Source organism: Janibacter anophelis NBRC 107843 (assembly GCF_001570945.1).
GTDB lineage: Bacteria > Actinomycetota > Actinomycetes > Actinomycetales > Dermatophilaceae > Janibacter > Janibacter anophelis.
Genome location: NZ_BCSQ01000077.1, coordinates 1 through 13,152, shown reverse-complemented (window position 1 = coordinate 13,152; position 13,152 = coordinate 1). Strand labels below are relative to the sequence as shown.

Sequence of the window (13,152 nt, the reverse complement as noted above, 5' to 3'; positions counted from 1 at the left end):
CGGCCGACTGCCCTACACCCGCCGTCACACCCGCCTGCTCGTCGGGTCGGGCACCGGGTGGGCGCTCGATGCGATGGACGTCGGGCTGATCTCCTTCGTCATCGTCGTCCTGGCCGAGCAGTGGCAGCTGTCGACGAGCGAGCGCTCGTGGATCGTCACGGTCGGGTTCATCGGCATGGCGATCGGCGCCACGCTGGGTGGGCGGCTGGCCGACCGGTTCGGCCGGCGCGCGGTCTTCGCCGCGACGCTCGTCGTCTACGGGCTCGCGACGGGGGCCTCGGCGCTCGTCGGCGGCCTGGCGGTCTTCCTCGTGCTGCGCTTCCTCGTCGGACTCGGTCTCGGGGCCGAGCTGCCGGTCGCCTCGACGCTCGTCAGCGAGCTGTCGCCGACGCGCATCCGTGGCCGGCTCGTCGTGCTGCTCGAGTCCTTCTGGGCGGTGGGCTGGATCCTCGCCGCGGTCATCGGCTTCTACGTCGTGCCGCGCGGCGACGACGGCTGGCGGTGGGGCCTGGCGCTCGGTCTCGTCCCGGCCGTCTACGCGGTCGTCGTGCGCTACGGCCTGCCGGAGTCGGCGGCCTGGCTCGAGAGCCGCGGTCGGCACGCGGAGGCCGAGGAGGTGGTGCGCGGCTTCGAGGAGTCCGCCGGGGTCGCACCCGGCACGACGACGAAGGGGGAGTCCGCCCCCTTCGCCACGACGGAGCTGGGTCCCGCCGAGGCCGACCCCACCGAGCCACCCGGCCTGTGGTCGGCGGGCCTGAGACGGCGCACCCTGGGCATCTGGCTCGTGTGGTTCGGCGTCAACTTCTCCTACTACGGGGCCTTCCTGTGGATCCCGAGCCTGCTCGTGGCGCGCGGCCACGACGTGACGACCTCCTTCGGGTACACCCTCGTCATCACGCTCGCGCAGCTGCCCGGGTACGCGCTCGCGGCGCTGCTCGTCGAGTTGTGGGGGCGTCGCGGCACGCTCGCCCTCTTCCTCGTCGGGTCGGCGGTCGCGGCGTGGTTCTTCGGACAGTCGGACTCGGCGACCTCGATCATCGTCGCGGGCAGCGCGCTCTCCTTCTGCAACCTCGGCGCGTGGGGCGCCCTCTACGCGATCACGCCCGAGATCTACCCGACCCGGGTGCGCGGCGCGGGCGCCGGGGCCGCGGCCGGCTTCGGCCGCCTCGCGTCGATCGCCGCGCCGCTCACCGTGCCCTTCCTCCTCGAGCGCGGCGGTGACGACGGTGACGTCGTCGTCTTCTCGCTCTTCACCGCAGCCTTCGTCCTGGCGGCCGCGGCCGCCTTCCTCCTGCCGGAGACGCGCGGGCGGGAGCTCGCCTGATCCTCTCTTGAATCCGGGTTCAAGTCGCTCTAGGCTGACGGGACCCGACTCGAAGGAGAGTGCGCCGTGGTGGCCGTACCGACCGTGACAGGGAGTGTCGACTCCGCCGACCTGGGGCGCGTGCTGGCCCACGAGCACATCTTCGTGCTCGGCGAGGAGTACCGCCAGAACTACGCGGACGACTGGGACGAGGACGCCAAGGTGGCCGAGGCGGTCGCCGAGCTCGGGCAGCTGCCGGGGCTGGGCATCGACACGATCCTCGACCCCACGGTGCTCGGCCTGGGGCGCTACCTGCCGCGCGTGCAGCGCGTCGCCGAGCAGGTCGACGTCAACATCGTCGCGGCCACGGGGCTGTACACGTACAACGAGATCCCCTTCCAGTTCCACTACACCGGCCCCGGGCTGCTCTTCGACGTGCCCGAGCCGCTCACCGAGCTCTTCCTCAAGGACCTCACCGAGGGCATCGCCGACACGGGCGTGCGCGCCGGGTTCCTCAAGTGCGCCATCGAGGAGCAGGGCCTGACCCCGGGTGTCGAGCGGGTCATGCGGGCGGTCGGGGCCGCCAGCGCCCAGAGCGGTGCCCCGATCACGGTGCACACCAACCCGCACACGCAGTCCGGGCTGGTGGCCCAGCGGGTGCTCGCCGAGGAGGGTGCCGACCTGTCCCGGGTGGTCATCGGCCACAGCGGCGACAGCACCGACGTCGACCACCTGTGCGCGCTCGCCGACGCCGGGTCCTACCTCGGCATGGACCGCTTCGGTCTCGACGTGTTGCTGCCCTTCGAGGACCGGGTCGCGACCGTGCTGGAGCTGCTGCGGCGCGGGTACGCCGAGCGGATGGTGCTCGCGCACGACGCCTCGTGCTTCATCGACTGGTTCGACGCCGAGGCCAAGCGCCAGGTGGTGCCGCGGTGGAACTACCGCCACATCAGCGAGGACGTCATCCCCGCACTGCTCGAGGGCGGCGCGAGCCAGGACGACATCGACACGATGCTCGTGGTCAACCCGCGGCGGTACTTCGAGGGGTAGCCGGCGCCTCCGTCCTCAGCCGACCGCCGCGACGAACTCGAGGATGCGCCGGGTGAGGATGCGTGCCTCGTCGGGCTGGTACTCCGCCGGCAGGGTCGGGTCGTTGAAGAGGTGCCCGCCGCCCTGGTACTCGACGAAGGTGTACTCGCCCCCGGCCCGCTCGACGTCGTCCTCGAGCTCGGGGTCGAACTCCTTGTCCTCCGCGTGGAAGGGGTCCTCGCTCGTCACGTGGACCTGCCCGGGCACGCCGGGCGGCCAGGTCGCCTCGAGGAAGCGCATCGGCAGACCGCCCCCGACCATGACGACACCACGGGCGTCGTCGGGCCGCTGCGCAGCGATCCACTGCGCCATGCCGGCGCCGTTGGAGAACCCCACGGCGACGAAGGGTCCGGTGACCTCGGCGCTCGCCTCCCGGGCGAAGGCCATCTGGGCGGGGAAGCCGAGCTCCTGCGAGCGGGCGCCCGCCGGCTCGTAGTCGTCGAAGGTGACGCCCTCGAGGTGGTCGACGGTCGTCACGCTGTGGCCGGCGCCGGTCAGGGCGTCTGCGAGATCGGTGATGCCCTGACGGACACCGAGGACGGACGGGAAGAGCAGTACCTGGGCCATGACACCAACCTAGGGCTGGGCACCGACAGCCGTCGGTCGAGCACCGGCCGTCGACGGTGCCCCGACGCCCGTCAGCGGAAGACCGGCCGCCGCTTCTCGACGAAGGCCCGGGCCGCCTCGACGTGGTCGCCCGTCAGGCCGCACTCCTTGTGCCGGGGCACCTCCGCGGCCATCGACTCGGACAGCGTGTGGCGGGGCGCCTCGCGCAGGTTGCGCTTGATGTGCGACAGCGCGAGGGCGGGCCCGTCGGCGAGCTGCCTGGCCAGATCACGGGTGGCCTGCTCGAGCTCCTCCTCGGGCACCATCCGGTTGAGCAGCCCCAGGTCGTGGCAGGCCTGCCCGTCGAGGCGCGGGTTGAGCAGCATCAGCTCGCGGGCGCGCGCCGGGCCGACGAGTCGCTCGAGGAGCCAAGCCACACCGAAGTCGCCGGACAGGGCGACGCCGGCGAAGGCCGTGGCGACCACGGTGCGCGGCGTGCCGATGCGCAGGTCCGCGGCGAGCGCCAGGCCGAGGCCTGCGCCGGCCGCCGCACCCGGCAGGGCCGCGACCGTCGGCTTGGAGAAGGCGTGGAGGCGGCCGACGGTCAGCTCCTGGTGACGCAGCTGCTCGGCGACCCCGGCCGGGTCGACCTCGGTGGCGCCGCCCCCTTCGCCCCCGTCCGCGTCGAACTGCTGCACGTCACCGCCGGCGCAGAAGGCGCGCCCGGCGCCGGTGAGCACGAGGACCCGCACGGCGGGGTCGGCGTCGGCTCCGGCGAGCAGCTCGCCGAGGCCCTCGATCATGGGCACGGACATCGCATTGCGCCGGTCGGGCCGGTTGAGCGTGATGGTGGCGATGCCGTCGGTGAGGTCGTAGAGGACGTGGTCGGTCGTCACGGGATCTCCTGGGGTCGGGGGTGGGGCGAAGGGAGGGGCCGGGCGAACCCGACCGCGGCCAGCAGGGGGAGCAGCACGAGCACGAGCAGCGCGCGGGGGAAGCCGAGGACGTCGCCGAGCCCGCCGACGGCGGCGGCGCCGAGGCTGCCGCCGAGGAGGAAGACGAGGGTGAGCAGGCCGAGCGCGCCACCGCGCGTGCGCACGGGCACGGAGTCGGCGACGAGCGCCGTCATCGCCGGCTGGCCGAGACCGAAGGAGAGCATGAGCATCAGGGTGGCGGCGATGAGCACGAGGGGCTCGACGAGTGCCGCACCGAGCGCGGCCAGCACGATGGCGCTGGCGGTGCCGGTCGTCGCGAGGAGCTGGCTGCGGGCCGCGCCGAAGGTGATGAGCGCCGGGCCGGTGATCCGCGGGGCGATGATGCCGAGCGCGGCGCATGGCAGCAGCAGCAGCCCGACCTGCGTGCCCGTCCAGCCCTGCGCGGTGAGGACGGTGGGGATCGCGACGAGCATGCCGAACCACGCCGACGGCAGGCTGGCCGCCGTCAGCAGGCTGCGCCGGGCCGCCGGGTCGCGCACCAGTGCGGCCGGCACCACGCCGTCCGGTCGGCCGCGGGAGCGCAGGACGGCGGTCGGGGCCGCGACGACGAGCACGACGAGACCGACCAGCGCCGTGGCCGGCCCGAGCGTCGCCGCCTGCAGCGACAGGACCGCGCCGATGGCGGCTGCGCCGACGAGGAGCGCGCCGGCGGGGTCGAGCGTGGCGCCCGACTGGCGCTCGGTGGGCAGGTCGCGCCAGACGAAGGGGATGACCGCCAGCGTCATCAGCGGGATGGCGACGACGGGACGCCAGCCGAAGGGGTCGACGAGCAGGGCGCCGGCGACCGGGCCCAGGGTGTTGATCGTCGCGCCGACGCCGGAGTAGGTGGCCATCGCGCGGGCGCGGCTGTCGCCGGCGAAGAGCGCCTGCACCGCGGCGAGGGTGAGCGCGGGCACGGCCGAGGCGCCGAGTCCCTGGAGGGTGCGCGTCGCGACGAGGGCGGGCAGGGAGTCGACGAGCGCTCCGGCGCAGGCCGCGGTCACCATGACCGACATGCCGATGAGCAGGGGCAGACGGATGCCGACGAGGTCGCCGAGGCGACCGAAGACCGCACTGCCGACGGCGAGGGCGAGGGAGTAGCAGGAGACGACGAGCGCGGCCCGACCCGTGGTGAGGGTCAGGTCGTCCGCGATGTCGGGCAGGGCCACGGCGACCGCGGCGCTGCCCAGGCCCGTCACACCGAAGAGCACGGCGATGGCGGTCGCGAGGGCCCCGCGGTGCGGCGTCGGTGGCAGGGTGGCGCTGGAGATGGTGGGCTCCCGAGTGGAGGGGAAACAGACTTGAATCTGAATCTAAGTTCAAGTATACCTGTCGTCAGCCCCATCAGACCAGAGGAGCCGCCATGACGACGACGTCATCCGACCCGAGCGTGGTCGACGCCAGCCCGGCCGCCATGCGCGCCACGGCGTTGCTCATCGACTTCGGGGGAGTGCTCACGGCGCCGATCTCGCGAGCCTTCGGCGCGCTGGCGGCAGCTGCCGGGCTCGACCCCGACGCCGCCCTGCGCATCCTCGCGACCCACGAGGGTGCCCGGACCGCGCTGGCCGAGCACGAGACCGGGCGGCTCGACGACGACGGCTTCGAGGACGCCTTCGCCGCCGCGCTCACCGAGGCGGGCGGTCGGGTGCGGGCGCGCGGGATGCTCGCCGACCTGGCCACCCACATGGACCTCGACGAGCCGATGATCGACCTCGTGCGCGAGGCCCGCGCCGCCGGGGTCCCGGTCGCGCTCGTCTCCAACTCGCTCGGGCGCGACTGCTACGCCCGCGTCGACCTCGACGAGCTCTTCGACGTCGCGGTGATCTCCGCGCAGGTGGGCGTGCGCAAGCCCTCGCGCGAGATCTACCGCATCGCGTGCGAGCGGCTCGGGGTCGCCCCCGGCGACTGCGTGCTCGTCGACGACCTCGAGCACAACCTCGTCGGGGCCGCCCGACTGGGCATCCACGGCATCCTGCACCGCACCGCCGACGAGTCCGTGCCCCGCATCCGCGAGGCGCTCTCCCTTCCCTCTCCGGCAGCCACGAGTTGACCGGCCCCCACCCCACCGAGCCCAAGGACGACCACGATGTTCGAACTCAGTGACCGCGGACAGGACTACTGCGACCGCCTGCTCACCTTCATGGACGAGCACGTCTACCCCGCGGAGAGCGTCTACCGCGAGCAGATGCGTGCCTCCGGTGACGCCAACCACCACCCCCAGGTCCTCGAGGACCTCAAGGCCGAGGCACGCAGCCAGGGCCTGTGGAACCTCTTCCACCCGCACCCCGAGTGGGGCCCCGGGCTGACCAACCTCGAGTACGCGCACCTGGCCGAGATCACCGGTCGCAGCATCGAGATCGCCCCCGAGGCGATCAACTGCAATGCCCCGGACACCGGCAACATGGAGGTGCTCACCCTCTTCGGCACCGACGAGCACAAGGAGAAGTACCTCAAGCCGCTGCTCGCCGGTGAGATGGCCTCGGCCTTCGCCATGACCGAGCCGGCCGTCGCCAGCTCCGACGCGACCAATGTCGAGACGAGCATGGTGCGCGACGGCGACGAGTACGTCATCAACGGCCGCAAGTGGTGGACCTCCAACGCCCTGCACCGCAACTGCAAGGTCCTCATCGTCATGGGCAAGACCGACCCGGACGCCCCGACCCACCGGCAGCAGTCGATGATGGTCGTCCCGATCGACACCCCCGGCGTGAAGATCGAGCGCGGGCTGCCCGTCTTCGGCTACATGGACCGCGAGGGCCACGCCGAGGTGACCTTCACCGACGTGCGCGTGCCCGTCACCGCGCTGCTGGCGGAGGAGGGCGACGGCTTCATGATCAGCCAGGCCCGCCTGGGCCCGGGCCGGATCCACCACTGCATGCGCGCCATCGGCGTCGCCGAGCGGGCCCTCGACCTGATGATCGACCGGGCGCAGTCGCGGGTGACCTTCGGCGAGCCGGTCGCCAACCGGGCCAACATCATGGACTGGGTCGCCGAGTCGCGGATCGAGATCGAGATGGCCCGCCTGCTGACCCTCAAGGCAGCGCACATGATGGACACCGTGGGCAACAAGGTCGCCCGCACCGAGATCGCCGCGATCAAGGTGGCCGCCCCGGCGGTCGCGCTCAAGGTCATCGACCGGGCCATCCAGGTCCACGGCGGTGGCGGCGTGAGCGACGACTTCCCCCTGGCCCAGTGGTATGCCCACATGCGCACCCTGCGCCTGGCCGACGGTCCCGACGAGGTGCACAAGATGACGATCGCGCGGCGCGAGTACCGCCGTCGCAGCCCCCAGTGGGGCAAGCAGGCATCGTGATCGAGGGCATCGACACCACCGCGATGACGGCCTGGCTCGCCGAGCGGGTCGACGTCGAGCCACCACTGGCCTACGAGCGGGTGGGCCTCGGGCAGTCCAACCTCACGTACCTGGTCACGGACGCGCGGGGGGTGCGGATCGTCCTGCGGCGTCCCCCGATGGGTCAGCTGCTCGCCTCGGCGCACGACGTCGCCCGTGAGCACCGGATCCTCGCGGCGCTCCAGGGCAGCGATGTCCCGCTGCCCGTCGTGCACGGGCTGTGCGAGGACCCGGCGGTCGCCGACCGGCCGGTGCTCGCCGTCTCCTTCGTCGAGGGGCTCGTCCTCGACGAGCGGGCGGATGCCGAGGGACTGTCCCCGGTGGCCCGCCACGCGGTGGGTCTCTCGCTCGCCGACACGCTCGCGCGCATCCACGCCGTCGACCTCGAGGCGGTCGGGCTCACCGGCCTCGCCAGCCACAAGCCCTACGCGGCGCGCCAGCTGCGCCGGTGGTCGGGGCAGTGGGAGCTCTCCCGCACCCGCGAGGTCGCCGAGCTCGACCGGCTCACCGTGCGGCTGCACGGGCGCGAGCCCGAGCCCGGCGAGGTGACCCTCGTCCACGGCGACAGCCACCTGCGCAATGTCATCGTCGACCCCGACGACGCCCGGGTCCGGGCGATCCTCGACTGGGAGCTGTCGACCCTCGGTGACCCGCTCGCCGACCTCGGCACCCTCCTGGCCTACTGGCCCCGGCCCGGTGACCCGCCGACGATGCGATTCGACGCGTCCACGGTCGAGGGCTTCGCCTCCCGCGAGGAGCTCGTCGAGCACTACGTCGCGGCCAGCGGCCGCGACGTCTCCGCCCTGCCGTTCTGGCACGGGCTGGGGTTGTGGAAGCTCGCGATCATCCTCGAGGGGGTGCGCCGCCGCCAGCTCGACGACCCCCGCAACCTCACGGCGATGGGGGAGCTGCCCGCCGAGGCCGTCGACCAGCTCGTCGACGCGGCGCACGCCGTGCTGGACGCAGCGGATTAGCATGTCCGCCATGCCGAGCGACAGCGAGACCGCGACCAGCGAGGTCCCCGACCTCGTCGATGCCGCACGACTGGGGACCCAGCCGCAGACGGCCCGGGGCAAACGCACCCGGGACGCCCTGATCGCCGCGGCCCGCACGGTCTTCGAGCGCGACGGCTTCGTCGACTCCCGCCTGGTCGACATCGCCGCCGAGGCCAAGTGCTCGATCGGCAGCTTCTACACGTGGTTCGACAGCAAGGACGAGGTCTTCGCCGCCGTCCTCCACGAGGCGCAGAACGACATGCTGCACCCCGGGACCTCGCGCATCCAGGCCTCGGACGACCCGGTCGCGATCATCGCGGCGAGCAACCGGGCCTACGTCGACGCCTACCGCCGCAATGCCCGGCTCAACCTCCTGCTCACCCAGGTCGCTGCCGTCGACCCACGCTTCCGGGAGATGCGCCACAAGCGCGCCCGCGCCTTCGTCACCCGCAACGCGCGAGCGATCGCCGACCTGCAGCAACGCGGGCTGGCCGACCGGGGCGTCGACGCAGAGCTGGCGGCGGAAGCCCTCTCCGGCATGGTCTCCCGCCTGGCCTACGAGAGCTTTGCGATGACCAAACCGTCGGGTGAGCCGTTGACCGAGGCGCAGGTCGACACCCTCGTCGAGACACTCACGCGGTTGTGGACCAATGCCCTCGGCCTGACCCGCCCGGACCTGCGCGCCGACTGAGCCGACCCCCTTCGCACGCGAGGACCCGCACCCCCTCGGGGATGCGGGTCCTCGTCGTCTGCCCGCCGGTCAGCGGGCGATGTTGACCCCGCCGTCGACGGTCAGGGTGCTGCCGACGACGTAGTCGCCGGCGTCGGAGGCGAGGTAGACCGCGGCGGCGGCCATGTCCTCGTCGCGGCCGATGCGGCCGGAGGGGATCTGCCCGGAGATCGCGTCCCCGTGGTCGCGCGCCTCCTTGTTCATGTTCGAGGCGAAGGCGCCCGGGGCGATCGCGCTGACGACGATCCCCTCGGGGGCGAGGCGCACGGCCATCCGCTTGGTGAGGTGGACGATGCCTGCCTTGCTCGCGTGGTACGAGTACGTCTCGAGCGGGTTGAGCGAGAGGCCGTCGATCGAGGCGATGTTGATGACCTTGGCCAGGTGGCCGCCGCGTTCGCGGCCGGCGAGCAGCAGCCCCTTGGCGGCCTGGGTGAGGAAGAACGGGGCCTTGACGTTGAGGTCCATGACCTTGTCCCAGCCGCTCTCGGGGAAGTCGTCGAAGGGCTCGCCCCAGGCGGCGCCGGCGTTGTTGACGAGGATGTCGAGGTGGCTCTCGTGCTCGCCGAAGGCGGCGAGCAGCGCGGCGATGCCGGCCGTCGTCGAGACGTCGCCGGGGAGGGCGACGCAGCGCCCTTCGCCGTACTGCTGCGACAGCTCGTCCGCCGTCGCGCGGCAGGCCTCCTCCTTGCGCGCGGTGATGTAGACCGTCGCGCCCTGGCTGAGCAGCCCCTCGGTGATCATCCGGCCGATGCCGCGTGATCCGCCGGTGACGAGGGCGACGCGGGCGTCGAGGGAGAAGAGGGCGGGGATGTCCATGGGCGGTCCTTCGCTCGAGTGGTGGGGTTGCGTCGACCGTAGCCGGACTTGAATCTCAGTTCAATAGTAGTTGAATCACGATTCACGTTGTGGGAGGGTGACGACCACACCGTCGTCCAACCCCAGGAGCCACCATGACCCGGACCTCGCAGGAGATCCGCCTGGCCGCCCGTCCCGCGGGCCGCCCCGACGCGAGCACGTGGGAGCTGACCACGAGCGAGGTGCCCGAGCCCGCCGAGGGCCAGATCGTCGTGCGTGTCGGGCTCATCTCGCTCGACCCGGCGATGCGCGGCTGGCTCAACGACGTGCGCTCCTACATCCCCCCGGTCGGCGTGGGAGAGGTCATGCGTGCGCTCGGCGCCGGCGAGGTCGTCGCCTCCGCGCATCCCGACTTCGCCGTCGGTGACGTCGTGAGCGGCAACTTCGGCGTGTGCGAGTACGCCCTGTCGGACACGAAGGGGGTCGCCCACCTCGACCTCGACGTCGCCCCGATGGAGACCTGGCTGGGAGCGCTCGGCATGCCCGGCATGACTGCCTACTTCGGTCTCGAGGACGTCGGCCGGGTCCAGCCGGGCGACACCGTCCTCGTCTCCGCCGCCGCGGGCGCCGTCGGCAGCACCGTCGCCCAGCTGGCCAAGGCCAAGGGCTGCCGCGTCATCGGCGTCGCCGGTGGCCCGGACAAGGTGGCCTGGCTGCGCGAGCTCGGCCTCGACGAGGTCATCGACCGCCGCGACGGCGACCTGCTGCGCCAGGTGCGCAAGGCCGCCCCGGACGGCATCGACGTCTACTTCGACAACGTCGGCGGCGAGCTGCTCGACGCCGCCCTGGCCAACCTCGCCCGGGGCGCCCGCGTCGTCATCTGCGGCGCGATCTCGACGTACAACGACGAGACCCTCGCCGAGGGGCCGCGCCGCTACATGTCGCTGCTCGTCTTCCGCGCGACGATGCAGGGCTTCGTCGTCTTCGACTACGCCGACCGGTACCCGGAGGGCGTCGCGGCGATCTCGCGGCTCATCGCCGACGGCCGGATGACGGCGACCGAGACCGTCCTCGAGGGCGGCGTCCCCGCCTTCCCCGATGCCCTGCTCGGCCTCTTCGACGGGGTCAACACCGGCAAGCTGCTCCTGCGGGTCTGAGCCCCGCCGACGACGAAAGGTCCTCCTCCATGCGTGCGATCCACATCTCCTCCCTCGACGGCCCCGAGGCGGTCGAGGTCGTCGACCTGCCCGACCCGGCGAACGACTCCCTCGTGACGATCGAGGTCAAGGCGGCCGGCGTCGCCTTCCCCGAGCTGCTGCAGACCCGCGGTCTCTACCAGCTCAAGCCCGACCTCCCCTTCGTCCCGGGTGCCGAGGTCGCCGGCGTCGTCACCGCCGCCCCGGAGGGCAGCGGACTGTCCGTCGGTGACCGGGTGGCGGCCCTGACGCTCCTCGGCGGCTTCGCCGAGCGGGCGCTGGCCCGCCCCGACCTGACCTTCGTCCTGCCGGACGAGGTCTCCTTCGAGGAGGGGGCCTCCTTCACGTTCAACTACGCCACGGTCTACTTCGCGCTCATCGAGCGCGGCCACCTGACCGAGGGGGAGACCGTCCTCGTCCACGGCGCCGCCGGAGGCATCGGCACCGCGGCGATCCAGCTGGCCAAGGCCTTCGGCGCGGGCAAGGTCATCGGCGTGGTCTCGACCGAGGCGAAGGGGGAGATCGCCCGGGCGGCCGGCGCCGACGAGGTCGTCATGGCCGACGGCTTCCTCGAGGCGGTCGGCAAGGCGAGCGTCGACATCGTCGTCGACCCGGTGGGCGGTGACCGCTTCACCGACTCGCTGCGCAGCCTGCGCGAGCACGGCCGACTGCTCGTCATCGGTTTCACCGCCGGGTCCATCCCGGAGGTCAAGGTCAACCGCCTGCTCCTCAACAACATCTCCGTCGTCGGAGTCGGGTGGGGCGCCTATGCCATGTCGCGCGAGGGACACGTCGGCACCGAGTGGGAGGCGATGCTGCCGCACCTGCGCAGCGGCGCCCTGCGGCCCGTCGTCGGTGCCACCCACCGCCTGGAGGACGCGGCGCAGGCCCTGACCTCGCTCGAGGGGCGCACGGTGACCGGCAAGGTCGTGCTCGTGCCATGACCACCGCCACGCTCCCCACGGTCGAGGAGGTCGTCCAGATCCCCGCGTCCTGCACCGTCGTCGCCGGCCCGGAGTGGGAGGACGGCAACGGCCACGTCAACGTCTCGCACTTCTACGGGCTCCACCTGTCCGCCGCCGAGGAGTCGCTGCGGTTGATCGGTGTCGACGAGGACTACCGGACCTCGCGCCGGCTCGGTGTCTTCAGCATGGAGCAGCACCTGCGCTTCCTCCACGAGGTGCACATCGGCGAGGAGCTCTCCGCGCACGTGCGGTGGCTCGACCGGGGGGACAAGGTCTTCCACGGCATCTCGATCGTCGTCAGCCACACGACCGGTCGCATCGCCAACACCCTCGAGGTGCTTGAGGGCCACGTCGACCTCGTGGCCCGGCGGGCGACCCCCTTCCCGGCTGACCTCGCGCAGCGGATCGACGAGCGGGTCGCCGCGCACCGGGCCCTGTCCTGGCAGGTGCCGTTGTCGGGCGCCGTGGGCGTGCGCCGCTGACGGGCCGCGCCACGACGACGAAGGAGCCGCACCCGGATGGGTGCGGCTCCTTCGTCGTGCGGGCGGTCAGGAGCTGAAGCGGCCGATGGACTCCGCGACGAGGATCGGCTTGTCGATCCCGTCGGCCTCGACGGTGAGCGTCGTGACGACCTTGACCGCACCGGGGGCGGTCTCCTCGACCGAGGTCAGCGTCGCGCGCAGCCGGATGCGCGAGTCCACCGGCAGGGGGTGGATGAAGCGCACCTTGTCGTAGCCGTAGTTGAGGCTGTGCGCGAAGCCGTCGAAGGCCATGAGCTCCTCGAGGAAGGCGGGCGTGCGCGAGAGGCTGTAGAGACCGTGCGCGATCGTCGAGCCGAAGGGGGAGTCCGCGGCCCGGGCAGGGTCGACGTGGATCCACTGGTGGTCGCCGGTCAGGTCGGCGAAACCGTCGATGCGGGACTGGTCGACGACGTGCCACTCGGTCGGTCCGAGCTCGACGCCGACGAGGGCCTTGAGGTCCTCGATGGAGGTCGGACGGTGCTGCGCGGTCTGGGTCATGGTGAGCTCCTTCGATCACGTGGGGTTGACCCGAAACCTAGTTGAACTTGAAGCCGGGTTCAAGTATGTTCGCGGCAATCGGAGTCGAGACCACAGGAGTTCTCACATGACCACTGACCACCAGCAGCGCGTCGCCGTCGTCACCGGCGCGGCCCGGGGCATCGGCGCGGGCGTCGCCCGCCGGCTCG

14 protein-coding genes are annotated in these 13,152 nt (G+C 72.2%); 9 read left to right on the top strand and 5 right to left on the bottom strand.

What is annotated here, in order from left to right:
- The first annotated feature begins 7 nt into the window (after positions 1-7).
- Complete coding sequence (locus tag JAN01S_RS15250; RefSeq protein WP_068319515.1) at positions 8-1,324, top strand: MFS transporter; 1,317 nt, start codon at positions 8-10, stop codon at positions 1,322-1,324.
- A 66-nt stretch (positions 1,325-1,390) separates the two neighbouring features.
- Positions 1,391-2,353 (top strand): phosphotriesterase family protein, encoded by a 963-nt coding sequence (locus JAN01S_RS15245; RefSeq protein ID WP_068319513.1) that lies wholly within the window; start codon positions 1,391-1,393, stop codon positions 2,351-2,353.
- Between the two features lie 15 nt (positions 2,354-2,368).
- Here JAN01S_RS15245 and JAN01S_RS15240 read toward each other — a convergent pair whose 3' ends face one another.
- The 3 genes from JAN01S_RS15240 to JAN01S_RS15230 form a co-directional block, all read right to left on the bottom strand.
- Positions 2,369-2,959, bottom strand: coding sequence for an alpha/beta hydrolase (locus tag JAN01S_RS15240; RefSeq protein WP_068319512.1), 591 nt, complete (start codon positions 2,957-2,959; stop codon positions 2,369-2,371).
- A gap of 71 nt (positions 2,960-3,030) precedes the next feature.
- On the bottom strand, positions 3,031-3,834 hold the full coding sequence (locus JAN01S_RS15235; protein WP_068319506.1) for an enoyl-CoA hydratase-related protein: 804 nt from the start codon (positions 3,832-3,834) through the stop codon (positions 3,031-3,033).
- Complete coding sequence (locus JAN01S_RS15230) at positions 3,831-5,123, bottom strand: MFS transporter (RefSeq protein ID WP_218000061.1); 1,293 nt, start codon at positions 5,121-5,123, stop codon at positions 3,831-3,833. The genes JAN01S_RS15235 and JAN01S_RS15230 overlap by 4 nt, the downstream gene beginning before the upstream one ends.
- A gap of 152 nt (positions 5,124-5,275) precedes the next feature.
- Here JAN01S_RS15230 and JAN01S_RS15225 point away from each other — a divergent pair, with 152 nt between their 5' ends.
- Genes JAN01S_RS15225 through JAN01S_RS15210 form a run of 4 tightly spaced genes read left to right on the top strand, consistent with a single transcriptional unit; the run spans position 5,276 to position 8,950 of the window.
- Positions 5,276-5,962 (top strand): HAD family hydrolase, encoded by a 687-nt coding sequence (locus JAN01S_RS15225; protein ID WP_068319502.1) that lies wholly within the window; start codon positions 5,276-5,278, stop codon positions 5,960-5,962.
- A gap of 36 nt (positions 5,963-5,998) precedes the next feature.
- Positions 5,999-7,225 (top strand): acyl-CoA dehydrogenase family protein, encoded by a 1,227-nt coding sequence (locus JAN01S_RS15220; RefSeq protein WP_068319500.1) that lies wholly within the window; start codon positions 5,999-6,001, stop codon positions 7,223-7,225.
- A complete protein-coding gene (locus JAN01S_RS15215) occupies positions 7,222-8,238 on the top strand; it encodes a phosphotransferase family protein (protein ID WP_218000060.1) in 1,017 nt (338 codons plus the stop codon). The genes JAN01S_RS15220 and JAN01S_RS15215 overlap by 4 nt, the downstream gene beginning before the upstream one ends.
- Before the next feature lie 10 nt (positions 8,239-8,248).
- Positions 8,249-8,950: a TetR/AcrR family transcriptional regulator gene (locus JAN01S_RS15210; protein WP_244884860.1), complete on the top strand. Its 702-nt coding sequence runs from the start codon at positions 8,249-8,251 to the stop codon at positions 8,948-8,950.
- 69 nt (positions 8,951-9,019) lie between these two features.
- Here JAN01S_RS15210 and JAN01S_RS15205 read toward each other — a convergent pair whose 3' ends face one another.
- The gene (locus JAN01S_RS15205; protein WP_068319498.1) at positions 9,020-9,805 is read right to left on the bottom strand and encodes an SDR family oxidoreductase; all 786 of its coding nucleotides are present in this window, start codon (positions 9,803-9,805) and stop codon (positions 9,020-9,022) included.
- 134 nt (positions 9,806-9,939) lie between these two features.
- On the opposite strand from JAN01S_RS15205, the gene JAN01S_RS15200 reads away from it, so the two are divergent.
- The 3 genes from JAN01S_RS15200 to JAN01S_RS15190 are packed head-to-tail and all read left to right on the top strand — an operon-like array spanning position 9,940 to position 12,427.
- Complete coding sequence (locus tag JAN01S_RS15200; RefSeq protein ID WP_068319496.1) at positions 9,940-10,941, top strand: NADP-dependent oxidoreductase; 1,002 nt, start codon at positions 9,940-9,942, stop codon at positions 10,939-10,941.
- Between the two features lie 29 nt (positions 10,942-10,970).
- The gene (locus tag JAN01S_RS15195; RefSeq protein ID WP_068319494.1) at positions 10,971-11,924 is read left to right on the top strand and encodes an NADPH:quinone oxidoreductase family protein; all 954 of its coding nucleotides are present in this window, start codon (positions 10,971-10,973) and stop codon (positions 11,922-11,924) included.
- Positions 11,921-12,427: a thioesterase family protein gene (locus JAN01S_RS15190; protein WP_068319492.1), complete on the top strand. Its 507-nt coding sequence runs from the start codon at positions 11,921-11,923 to the stop codon at positions 12,425-12,427. Before JAN01S_RS15195 ends, JAN01S_RS15190 begins: the two co-directional genes overlap by 4 nt.
- A gap of 66 nt (positions 12,428-12,493) precedes the next feature.
- On the opposite strand, the gene JAN01S_RS15185 is transcribed toward JAN01S_RS15190, so the two are convergent.
- On the bottom strand, positions 12,494-12,964 hold the full coding sequence (locus JAN01S_RS15185) for a MaoC family dehydratase (protein ID WP_068319490.1): 471 nt from the start codon (positions 12,962-12,964) through the stop codon (positions 12,494-12,496).
- Positions 12,965-13,152: the final 188 nt, after the last annotated feature.